The following is a 1,588-nucleotide window of genomic DNA, read 5'->3' as shown; positions in this document are numbered from 1 at the left end:
TGATAACATTCTCCGGTATTCGCAGTTTGCATCGGGTTGGTAAGCCGGGATGGCCCCCTAGCCGAAACAGTGCTCTACCCCCGGAGATGAATTCACGAGGCGCTACCTAAATAGCTTTCGGGGAGAACCAGCTATCTCCCGGTTTGATTGGCCTTTCACCCCCAGCCACAGGTCATCCGCTAATTTTTCAACATTAGTCGGTTCGGTCCTCCAGTTAGTGTTACCCAACCTTCAACCTGCCCATGGCTAGATCACCGGGTTTCGGGTCTATACCCTGCAACTTAACGCCCGGTTAAGACTCGGTTTCCCTTCGGCTCCCCTATACGGTTAACCTTGCTACAGAATATAAGTCGCTGACCCATTATACAAAAGGTACGCAGTCACCCCATAAAGAGGCTCCCACTGCTTGTACGTACACGGTTTCAGGTTCTTTTTCACTCCCCTCGCCGGGGTTCTTTTCGCCTTTCCCTCACGGTACTGGTTCACTATCGGTCAGTCAGGAGTATTTAGCCTTGGAGGATGGTCCCCCCATATTCAGACAGGATACCACGTGTCCCGCCCTACTCATCGAGCTCACAGCCTGTGCATTTTCGTGTACGGGACTTTCACCCTGTACCGTGCGACTTTCCAGACGCTTCCACTAACACACAAGCTGATTCAGGCTCTGGGCTCCTCCCCGTTCGCTCGCCGCTACTGGGGGAATCTCGGTTGATTTCTTTTCCTCGGGGTACTTAGATGTTTCAGTTCCCCCGGTTCGCCTCGTTTGACTATGTATTCATCAAACGATGATGCACCGTAATGCACCGGGTTTCCCCATTCGGACATCGCCGGGTCAAGGGTTCATATCACCTCGCCGGCGCTTTTCGCAGATTAGCACGTCCTTCATCGCCTCTGACTGCCAGGGCATCCACCGTGTACGCTTGGTCGCTTAACCTCACAACCCGAAGATGTTTTATTCTGTCCGGCTTGTTGCGCGTCGTGAATACTGCGTTGTTCCGTACTCGCGATGCTCATGGACATTCAGTCCACTGCGCTCGCTGCGTGCGGTACGCCTTGTCTTCACATCGCTCACATCACCTTTTACAGTGTCATCTTCTGATTGCGATAATTTGAGAGACCCGAACACACTTATTCAGTGTGTCGTTTCAATTTTCAGCTTGATCCAGATTTTTAAAGAGCAAATATCTCAAACGTCACCCGAAGATGAGTTTTGAGATATCGTCGGTTGTGCCTTTCACTCACGAACCAGCAAGTGGCGTCCCCTAGGGGATTCGAACCCCTGTTGCCGCCGTGAAAGGGCGGAGTCCTAACCGCTAGACGAAGGGGACACAAAGTGTCTCGACTTCGCAGCCGTCTTGCTTCTTACTTTTCATCAGACAATCTGTGTGAGCACTGCAAAGGCAGGTTCTTTAAGGTAAGGAGGTGATCCAACCGCAGGTTCCCCTACGGTTACCTTGTTACGACTTCACCCCAGTCATGAATCACAAAGTGGTAAGCGCCCTCCCGAAGGTTAAGCTACCTACTTCTTTTGCAACCCACTCCCATGGTGTGACGGGCGGTGTGTACAAGGCCCGGGAACGTATTCACC

1 tRNA gene and 2 rRNA genes are annotated in these 1,588 nt (G+C 52.1%); all 3 read right to left on the bottom strand.

The features are described 5' to 3' along the window. Positions 1-934 (bottom strand): 23S ribosomal RNA (locus FE839_RS24325); the annotation flags it as partial. Between the two features lie 319 nt (positions 935-1,253). Beyond that, positions 1,254-1,328 (bottom strand) — tRNA-Glu (locus FE839_RS24315). 87 nt (positions 1,329-1,415) lie between these two features. Continuing rightward, a 16S ribosomal RNA gene (locus FE839_RS24310) occupies positions 1,416-1,588 on the bottom strand; the annotation flags it as partial.

This window comes from Klebsiella indica (assembly GCF_005860775.1).
In the GTDB taxonomy this organism is placed as follows: domain Bacteria; phylum Pseudomonadota; class Gammaproteobacteria; order Enterobacterales; family Enterobacteriaceae; genus Klebsiella; species Klebsiella indica.
The sequence above is the reverse complement of the archived record's forward strand: the minus strand, read 5'-3'. Positions and strand labels throughout refer to the sequence as shown.